Genomic DNA, 7,775 nt, shown 5'->3' with positions numbered 1-7,775 from the left:
TTGAAAGTTCAAGGCATACGGATCAGTCCGCAAGCCCCGTGCCGGCTTGAATGGCTTGCTAATCCGTCACGCTTCCAGTCATTGCGCATCCCACCATGCCGATCCGGCGCGAGCACCGCTTCTTCTACCCTATCGACTGGCCACAGCTGTCGGCGGTAATCCGCTTCCGCCGCGCTAAGGGCCGTTGCGAGGGCTGCGGGCGTCCGCACGGCCAGATCGTCTGGCATCTCGGAGATGGCCGCTGGTGGGACGCGCAGGCCGGTTCCTGGCGCGACGGTGTGGGCCGTGTCATCTGCCTCGCGGTCGGGGAGGACGACGTGTTCGGCTCCGTCCGGACGACGCGAGTAATTCTAGCGGCGGCTCACCGCAACCACGACACAGCCGACAACCGGGACGTGAACCTCATGGCGGTCTGCCAGCGGTGCCACATGAACCACGACCGACCGGAGCATAAGCGGCGGCGTTGGCGAACCTTGTTCCGGCGGAAGGCGTCGGGGGATCTGTTTGGCGGGCCATACGTCTAGTCACAGCTATGAACACCGAGCCGCTTGGCTGAAGCCGAGGAACGGGTTCACGGACGCGCGATTGCCCTATTGCCGTATGGCGGGCTCCTCCATCCGACCAGCGGACAACAGGGAGACACGCCAATGAAGGCACTACTCACCATCGCAGCCGTCCTCGCTCTCAGCAGCCCTGTGATGGCAGCAGAAGGCAGTTCGGGCGGTTCTAGCCGTTCGGGAACCGCGAATAGCACTGGCCCGAATGATGCCGGCGCAGGGTCTTCGCCCGGTGCAGCCGGTAGCGGCCCCACGACGGGTGGGATGAGCCGTTCTGGCACCATGAACAGCACCGGGGCGAATGACGCGGGATCAGGATCAAAGCCTGCTGGGACCAGCGGTACCCCTGGAAACCGCTAGTTGCTTCCTGGGCGAAAAGTCGGCAGCGAGATCGAGGCTGCTGCGTCCGTAACGCCGCGTTAGCCTCTCTCGGTCAACTTCGTACCCAGCGACTCGGCCAAGGCCTGAACGCCCTCGAAAGCAGTGCACCGGCTCCAAAGACAGGGCTCTCTGGTACGCTGCGTCGTCAGCATAGTCGCAACTGAGGCCTGCCCCCGTTGACCCCAGGGGGTAGGCCTCAGGCTTCGGGCAACTTGTTCGCCGGAACCTGCGCGTGATCGCTGCGGGTGGGAACGTTTGCCCCTACCGTCGGTAGCCCTGCAGTGCGACCCGTCTAAACGGAGCTGCCTGCATGTTCATGAAGATCGATAAGCTCCTGACGGAGCTGCCCGAGCCGAAGCGGCCTGAGCCGAACGCGGCCGCAGCCTTGCAGGAGCTGCTTGGCGGCAAGTACGGCGAAATGTCGACTCTTGGGAACTACATGTTCCAGAGCTTCAATTTCCGTAACAAGGAGAAGCTGCGGCCGTTCTACAGCCTCGTGTCGAGCATCTTCGCGGAAGAGATTGGCCACGTCGAACTCGTCTCGACCGGCATCGCGCTGCTCAACAACGGGCCGGGCAACCCGAAGAAGAACGTCGACATCTCGAAGGCGCCATTCGAGGACATGCAGGACATCCGGCTTGCCGGCAGCTTTCTGTCGAACGGCGGCGGCGCCATGCCGATGAACTCGAACGCCGCGTCCTGGAACATGGACATGGTGACGACCACCGGTAATCTGATCATCGACCTCCTGCACAACTTCCACCTGGAATGCGGCGCCCGCATCCACAAGCTGCGCGTCTATGAGACCATGACCGAGCCGACGGGCCGTGAGGTCTGCGGCTATCTGCTGGTTCGCGGTTCACTTCACGCTCACGCCTACGCGCTCGCCTTGAAGAAGCTGACCGGCGTCGAGATAGAGAAGATGCTGCCGACGCCCAACATCGACCTGTCGCGCATCCCCGAGTGCCAGAAGTATCTCGATGAGGGTAAGCACCGCCGCCTCTACACCTTCAGTCCGGACGATTACGCCGAAGCGGCCGGCGTGTGGTCGAACGACGAGGTCGCGCTACCAGGCGACCCGCCGGGTAATCTGGAGGTGGTCGATGGTGCCCCTGAGGGCGGCAAGATCCCGGAACTCGACGGCAACTACGGTGCGTTCGCCCCGGATTATGCCCCCGAGGAGATCTTCGAGATCGCGAGCAAGCTCTACAAGAAGGGGCGCTGATGTCAGCCGCGTAATGATCATAGCGCGACTGGAGGCGAGGATCGGCGGTGAGCAAGGATGGACGGGCCCCACGGTGTGATCCGTGGGACCCCTCAGCCTGTTATTTGCCGCTTGGCGCCGCGCCGCTACCGGTTGTGCCGTTCCCCATCCCGCTACCCGCTGCGGCACCGGGCGTGCTGACCGGAGGTCCACCGCTCGTGCCGGGGGCACCTGTGCTCATGGTACCGCCGCGTTCTTCCATCTTCTGAGACTCACTCTTGACGCTGCCAGGGCTGTTCATGTTGCCCTCGGCGCTGCCCCCTCCGGCCGGCGTCTGAGCGAAAGCAGCGCCTGAGAAGGCGACGGCAAGCGTAACGGCCAGCGTGAGTGTCTTGATTGCCATAGCGTTTTCCTCCGGGACGAGTTTGCAACTATCCCGTCGTCCAACGTTGCCCGGGCTCGTTCGTTCAAGAACGGTCTGTCGTACTGAAACTCACGGGCCGTGAGCCGGCACTTGCGGTGTCCAGTTCCACCGCCAAAACCGCATCTCTTCATGCGATACGTTACAGCTTGGTCAAAATGCTGACCTCAGCTTTTATGCTTTTCACGACGCCGTTGAAGCCGAAGTGCAAGCACGAGGGCACCGGGCCAGAACACCAAACTGAGCAGGGCAATCGGCACAAGCCCCCGGCCTTTCCACCAAGCGATTGCAACTGGCAGGAAGAGGCCGGGTAGCGCAACTGCCATGAGCATCTCAACCTTTAGGTCGAACATCCGATGGGACTTGCGCAGCCTACATCAGCGACCCGGTGAGGAACCTTGCGATGGTTTACTGCCGGTTGTGTTGGCATCGGGTGATCCCGTCGTCCCCGTGGCCGGAGGCACTGTCGATGGATTCGTTACCGCGTCCGTCGCTGTCTTGCCGGGGTCATTCGTATCGGCGGCTGGCTTAGGTGCAGCGCTGACGGGCATACCAGACCCTCCCGCTGCATACGCAGGAACGCCACTGGCCATAAATGCCGTAGCGATGACAGCCACACCGGTCATTCGCTTGGTCATCGGATATCCCTTTATTCCTTGATATAGCCTGTAAATCTCGGATCGTCCCCGCTGTTCCGAAACCCGGTGTCAATCATTCACGCGCAGAGGGATCGCTCGGTATATGTAAGAGTGGCGTTCATGCGTTCGCAGGTTTGGCTCGTCTTGACGCTGCTGGTATGCCTTGTTGATGGTCATGCACCGCGCGGACGCGAGCCGCGCAATCCCGACGCAGAAGCTGGGTGGAGCCGCGGAGTAGAGGCGATGAAGCGCCCCTCAATCAGAGGCTCGATGAGATAGCGCTGCCCTATCGACGGTGTGACATGTCTACGACGGCGGCCAAGTCCCCGATGTGGATAACCGTCCTCGCCTCACCTCGGTCAAGCTTTAACGCCCAGGCTGCTCGGATCCACACGCGATCCGGCATCGATCATGTTCGCACTTTCTCGCACCGTCATCCTCGATCACTGCGAGGGCACCGCCGTACTGGTCTCATCGGCTTTGTTCCTGGCCGGTGCTCTCATGCTCATCGGGCTGCTTGGCTGAGTTTTGCGAACTGGGATCGTCCGTGATCCTATCTGCCTGCACCCAGCCGCGCTTGCAGGGGCCAGTATACTCTGTCTGCGTTGGTAGCAGGACTGTCGTCTGACAGCCCAACGGTTCGGAGCCGTAGACGATACCGAGCCACGACCCGAGCCGTTCACATATCAAAACAACGTCGCCATCGTGCAGCTGCCCAACCTCCCGAAAACCCGTGTTTGGCCCGCCTTGAACAACGACGCCTGTATTCTCTCCAGTGCCGACAGCTCGACCTCGTTGGGGACAGGCATCCTGGCCAATAGAACCGTGCAACAGGATTGGGACGTTCAACGTAGCTGGTTCAGCTTGAGCAGTCGCAGAGTAGGCGAGAAACGAGCCTAACAGGATCAGCGAGCGGCCATGACGGACGGTGTTCATCGAGAGACAAGCGTAGAGCGCGCCGAAGCGTTGCAAAATGCGAAGGCTAATTTGTTGGTACTGATCCCGACATAGCGGGTCGCCTCTTCTAGGCTTAGGCTGCGACCTGAACCGGAGCCGCATTGTTGGGATCCTGGCGCCCGCGTTTCGGCATAGGCTCGGCCCTTCGTCAGCGCCTCAACATGTCGGGTCCCCTACCGGGTATCGAGAAGGCGCGACGCTGCCCGGCCCGCCCGTTCCCGGTAGCCCTTCAACCCCGCTCAGCGTGAGGCCGGCGCGTCGCCCTCCATAGCACAGCGGCGGCCTCATGCGCCTGCCTTCCGCGACCTTGACCGCGAGGGCGAAACCGGGACTGCAATCCCGCTTTTCGGGAGTTGGCACGGTCTCGTTTTCCCCTGTTCTAGAACCTGAGTAGACGTGCGGTTCGGGAATTTGCACCCTCCCCCTCGGCTAAGGGGAGAACGATCCATTATCCCCTTCGGGGCAAGGGCATCCCGTGGTGGTGCCCCCTTCCGCGCCAGGCGTAACCAGGCCGTCCATTCCGGCGACACGATCCGCACCACGTTCGGCAGGTTGCGGAAGCCGGTGACGCGCCGTTCCTCTACCGTGAGCAGGCCGAGCTTGCGGGCCTCGCGGATCGCGTTCCGCACCGTCGTCTCGGCCACGCCAGCCACGGCGGCGAGGTGCGGGACGGACAGGCGGCAATCGCCTCGGCGGGCGGTCTCGGCCGCTACGATGCTCAAGGCCGATTGCTCCGCGAGGCTGAACCTTGCGGCGAGGGCCGGCGGAAGCCTGCCAGAGGCCGCCCAACGGCGGCGGCGCTCAAGGCTGGCATCCGTGCGCGGCCGGGAGCCCGTGGCCGCCCTGGGGCTTCTCTGGCGATCATGCGGGGCATTTGTCACGCGAGCGGTAGGGGTTCCCGTTGGGTTCGGGCTCTGTCCACCGCTGTGTGCGGCGCTCGACAATCGCCGCGCCTCGATCAAGACGGCCAGCGTCTCGGCCTCGGCCTCGGTGATCTGCTCCTCGGCATAAGCGCGCCACATCGCAGAGGCCACGGCCGGCAGCGCGGCACGCGGCGCATCCTCCGCCTGTCGGCGGATCGCGTCGGCATAGGTGTTCATTCACGAACCCTCACGGGCCGCGATCCAGGGTCCAGGCAAAGCTTCCCCGGTGCGAAAGTTGGCGCTTTCGCTTGACTCCCGAAGGAGGTCATGGCTTGTGAGGAGGTAGTGACACCGGCCCTCACACGGCCCCAGGTTTTCGACGGGCTCCCATTTGGCGATGGGGGCCCGTTGGCTTTTCAGGGTCTATCTCGCGGCGATCTCTCCTGATGCCGGCTCACGACTCGCCAGGGCGAGCGCAGCCGGGACCGCCCATGTCGGCCGGGGCGTGTGGTTAAGTCAACGTTTGCTCCTGACGAGATCGGCGTCTGCGGTTAGGCGACTTGCTTCACGGACCTGTGATAGCGGTACGATCCGGCGCTCGATAGCGCTCTCATCGGCGGAGTGATCATGCGCATCCCCCATCTCATTGCTGGGCTTACCCTCAGCATCCTGATGCCAGCAGCGACCTTTGCTCAGGGCGTGCCAAAGCAGGTGGCGACAGCCGCAGCACCAGATCCAGCGACCCTCAAAGTCGCGCGTGAGACTGTCACCCAGATGCAAGGGGATCGCACTGCGACGCTCAACGCTATGGCTGCGCCGATGGTCGGTATGATGCAACAGATCGGCATCAAGGAGCCCGACAAGGCGCAGGTGCTGGTGCAGGAGGTAGTAATGCCCACGTTGACCGCGCACTACGATGAGCTGCTAGACATCCAGGCGCGTGGGTTCGCGACAGTGCTCAACAAGGACGATCTGCAGGCCATCGCCGCGTTCTATGCCACGGCCGCTGGCAAGCATCTGGCAGCGGCCCAGCCGCAGTTGGCACAGCTGCAGCTGACGGGCATGCAGCAGTGGATGCAGTCCGTGATGCCCGAGATACAGAGCAAGATCGTCAAGGCGGTTCAGGCTCACGGCTGGGCCCCGGGTGGGCAAGCGAAGCCGCACTGAACGGCTGACGTCACATACCTGCTCACGGCACTGGCGTGGCGACCTCGCCCGTCCGGTTGCCACAGGCGTAGCAGAACCGCTCGAAGGTGCTCTTGCGGTGACTGCAAGTTGGGCAACGTTCGAACACTCCAATCCCGCAATGCGGGCAGAAGTCAGCGTTTGGGTTGGCGAGGTCGATTGGCCGCTCACAACCCGGACAGACCTTTTTGGAAAGCCGCAGCAGCGCCTGATCTGTTGCGATCTCAGTCCGGCGTTGCTCGTCAGGTCGTGCTTCGGCCGCTCGTTGCCGATCCTGATAAGCTTGCAGAGCGTTGATGGCCGCACGCCCTGCAACGAGCGTGAATACGACTCCGACGCCGTACTGAACGTAGCCTCCATAGCTTGGCAGATATGGAACGAGTTCCACGAAGAATGCGAAAGCGGCCGCGAGCGTGAAGCCCCATACGAACGGCCAGTTGCGTGTGTGTCGCCGCTTCAGCAACAGCCACCCAGCTAGGGTGAGAAGTGGTAGGGTCAGCGCCAGCCGGTAGCCGAAGACGCGCAGTTCCTGTCCGCTTTCGGCCGCGTCCATCTTCTGCTGGGCTGCGGTGCGCTGCTCGTTGTCGATAGTCTCTAACTCAGTCTCCCTCTGTGCGAGGTTGAGATCCGCCTTGGCCAAACCTTCTTGCTGCTCCTCCACCGTCCGTTCGGCGGCTTTGAGTGCATCGAGTTGCCGTGTACGGGCGATGAGGCCGGGATCTTGGTCCACGCGCTGAGTGGCATCACGTGTCTTGAGCCAATTCGCGAAGGTCTCACGCGACGCCTCGGAGGCCGAGCGTGCCGCGTCGAGGGCAAGTTGAGTTTGCTCCGCTTGTTGCTGGTTGTCCGCCCGTTCACGACGAACCTGCTTCAACGCTGCGGCGGTCGCGTCTGACTTACTACGGTCGAGGAACTGATCGAGAGCGTAACGGTGCTCGACGTTCGGTAGGTCGCCGACGACGAGTGATCCGAGCCCAATAAGGAAGACAGCGAACGCCAAGGCCACGAGCCAGAGGATGGAGGCGAACATCCGCTCGGACAGCCTGACACCTGATCTCAACCGATGATCCTCAACCGAACCGGGAATGGTACCGAGATCACACTCGGTACGCTCTCTATACCTAAGCCGATTGAGCCGGTCTGTCCTTTCGTACTGACGAGGGGCGGACGGGTGGTGCTGTGGTCTGAGGGAGGGCGGTGAGCATGGTCGGCATCAGGCACGCATCCCGACAAGAGCCAGGACCGCGCAGCCGGCGGCGGCCACGACATTGCCAGCGCCGCCCCACGGCAGGGGCGGGAACAGTTGGCGGACCTCTGCCGTCGCGGTGATGACAGTTTCCGGCTCGACTGGCGGGGCCTCGGTCGGCGCCTCCGGCTTCGGCTCCGGGGTCGGCGCGGGCGGGACGGGCTCGCGCAGGTGGATCACCTGTCCCGCGTGCGCCGTCATGGCCTTGAAGGCGGGTTCCGGGGCGGTCTCAGCGCCGTCGATCCGATCCAAGGCGGCGATGATCTTGTCCGCTGCATCAAGGGCAGTCTGTGCCGCGTCTTCCAGATGGGCGCGAAGGGCGA

Annotated in this window: 6 protein-coding genes; 3 read left to right on the top strand and 3 right to left on the bottom strand. The window is 63.1% G+C overall.

The genetic code is table 11. The annotated features are described in order from the left end of the window. Positions 1-95 precede the first annotated feature (95 nt). Positions 96-524: a hypothetical protein gene (locus MKK52_RS12200; protein ID WP_243954129.1), complete on the top strand. Its 429-nt coding sequence runs from the start codon at positions 96-98 to the stop codon at positions 522-524. A gap of 724 nt (positions 525-1,248) precedes the next feature. Then, on the top strand, positions 1,249-2,163 hold the full coding sequence (locus MKK52_RS12195; protein ID WP_243954128.1) for a manganese catalase family protein: 915 nt from the start codon (positions 1,249-1,251) through the stop codon (positions 2,161-2,163). A 2,279-nt stretch (positions 2,164-4,442) separates the two neighbouring features. On the opposite strand, the gene MKK52_RS12185 is transcribed toward MKK52_RS12195, so the two are convergent. Continuing rightward, entirely contained in the window at positions 4,443-5,258 is an 816-nt protein-coding gene (locus MKK52_RS12185; protein WP_243954126.1) for a helix-turn-helix domain-containing protein, read from the bottom strand. Between the two features lie 390 nt (positions 5,259-5,648). Between MKK52_RS12185 and MKK52_RS12180 the strand changes: the two genes are divergently transcribed. Then, entirely contained in the window at positions 5,649-6,188 is a 540-nt protein-coding gene (locus MKK52_RS12180; protein ID WP_243954125.1) for a DUF2059 domain-containing protein, read from the top strand. 22 nt (positions 6,189-6,210) lie between these two features. On the opposite strand, the gene MKK52_RS12175 is transcribed toward MKK52_RS12180, so the two are convergent. Next, entirely contained in the window at positions 6,211-7,266 is a 1,056-nt protein-coding gene (locus MKK52_RS12175) for a zinc ribbon domain-containing protein (protein ID WP_243954124.1), read from the bottom strand. Positions 7,267-7,419: 153 nt separating this feature from the next. Beyond that, on the bottom strand, positions 7,420-7,775 hold a 356-nt coding region (locus MKK52_RS12170), incomplete at its 5' end, for a hypothetical protein (RefSeq protein WP_243954123.1).

This window comes from Methylobacterium sp. J-067, from assembly GCF_022829465.1.
Lineage (GTDB): Bacteria > Pseudomonadota > Alphaproteobacteria > Rhizobiales > Beijerinckiaceae > Methylobacterium > Methylobacterium litchii.
The sequence above is the reverse complement of the archived record's forward strand: the minus strand, read 5'-3'. Positions and strand labels throughout refer to the sequence as shown.

Coding starts and splice junctions, on each gene's coding strand:
- MKK52_RS12200 (WP_243954129.1), top strand. CDS start 96: ATGCCGATCCGGCGCGAGCACCGCTTCTTCTACCCTATCGACTGGCCA.
- MKK52_RS12195 (WP_243954128.1), top strand. CDS start 1,249: ATGTTCATGAAGATCGATAAGCTCCTGACGGAGCTGCCCGAGCCGAAG.
- MKK52_RS12185 (WP_243954126.1), bottom strand. CDS start 5,258: ATGAACACCTATGCCGACGCGATCCGCCGACAGGCGGAGGATGCGCCG.
- MKK52_RS12180 (WP_243954125.1), top strand. CDS start 5,649: ATGCGCATCCCCCATCTCATTGCTGGGCTTACCCTCAGCATCCTGATG.